1 protein-coding gene is annotated in these 1,147 nt (G+C 34.5%); it reads left to right on the forward strand.

Annotation, left to right across the window (positions count from 1 at the left end):
- Positions 1-1,147, forward strand: a protein-coding gene (locus ABD792_RS19130) for an IS3 family transposase (protein ID WP_345008192.1) whose coding sequence is annotated in 2 segments (ribosomal slippage) — positions 1-254 and positions 254-1,147 — 1,148 coding nt annotated over the 2 segments. Because the reading frame shifts where the segments join, the coding sequence is not laid out codon by codon here. This gene is flagged as partial in the annotation.

The following is a 1,147-nucleotide window of genomic DNA, read 5'->3' on the forward strand; positions in this document are numbered from 1 at the left end:
GAGAAGTAAACCCAAACATTACACTTTAGAATTTAAACAAAAGGCAGTGGAGTTGAGCTATGCCAAAGGCAACGTAAAACAAGTAAGTGAAGATTTAGATATATTTCCATCAGTACTTTATCGTTGGCGAAAAGAGTTGAAGGATTATGGCAAAAACAGTTTTCCAGGTCGAGGCAAACCTAAAATGACCGATGAAGAAAAAGAGATATCTCGATTAAAAAGGGCATTAAAAGAAGCTGAACTGGAACGTGACATCTTAAAAAAGGCCATCAGCATCTTCTCCAAGAGCGACAGGAAAAATACAGGTTTATAAAACAGCATCTTATGAGGTTTCCTGTCGAGATGATGTGTAAAATATTAAAGGTAAGTAAAAGCGGCTATTACCATTGGTTGCAATCTGGACCAAGTAAATTATGGTTAGAAAATCAAAAGGTAACAACGCTTATTAAATCTATATTCAAAAATAGTTTTGAGAGCTATGGTTCACCCAGAATAAAAACAGAGTTGGAGACATTAGGCTATAAAATATCAAAGCCCAGAGTGGCCCGTATTATGAGTGCTAATTATTTGTTTGCAAAACGAAAGCGCAAGTTTAAAGCAACCACTGATAGTAAACATAATTACCCAATAGCTCCTAATTTATTAAACCAATGCTTTGAAGTAAACAGACAGAATCAAGTTTGGGTAAGTGATATAACCTATATAAAAACTAAACAAGGTTGGCTTTACCTTACTGTAATTATCGATTTGTTTAACCGTAAAGTTGTTGGGTGGGCACTAAGTGATAATTTAAGCACAGAGGATACTATTATTAAAGCTTGGCATATGGCTGTAAAGAAAACAACTTTAACCCAGCCTTTGATTTTTCATTCCGACCGAGGGATACAATATGCCAGCCATAAGTTCACCTCTTTAATTAAAAGTTATAATGGCTTAGTAAACCAATCTATGAGCAGAAAAGGCAATTGCTGGGATAATGCTGTTGCAGAATCGTTCTTTAAATCATTAAAGGTAGAATGGGTTTATAGGCACAATTATAAGTTAAGATCTGAAGCGGAGTTATCCATCTTTGGATGGATAGAAACTTGGTACAATAATAAAAGAAGGCATTCCTTTTTAGGAAATAAAACTATAAGAGAATTTGAAT

This window comes from Snuella lapsa, assembly GCF_039539345.1.
GTDB lineage: Bacteria > Bacteroidota > Bacteroidia > Flavobacteriales > Flavobacteriaceae > Snuella > Snuella lapsa.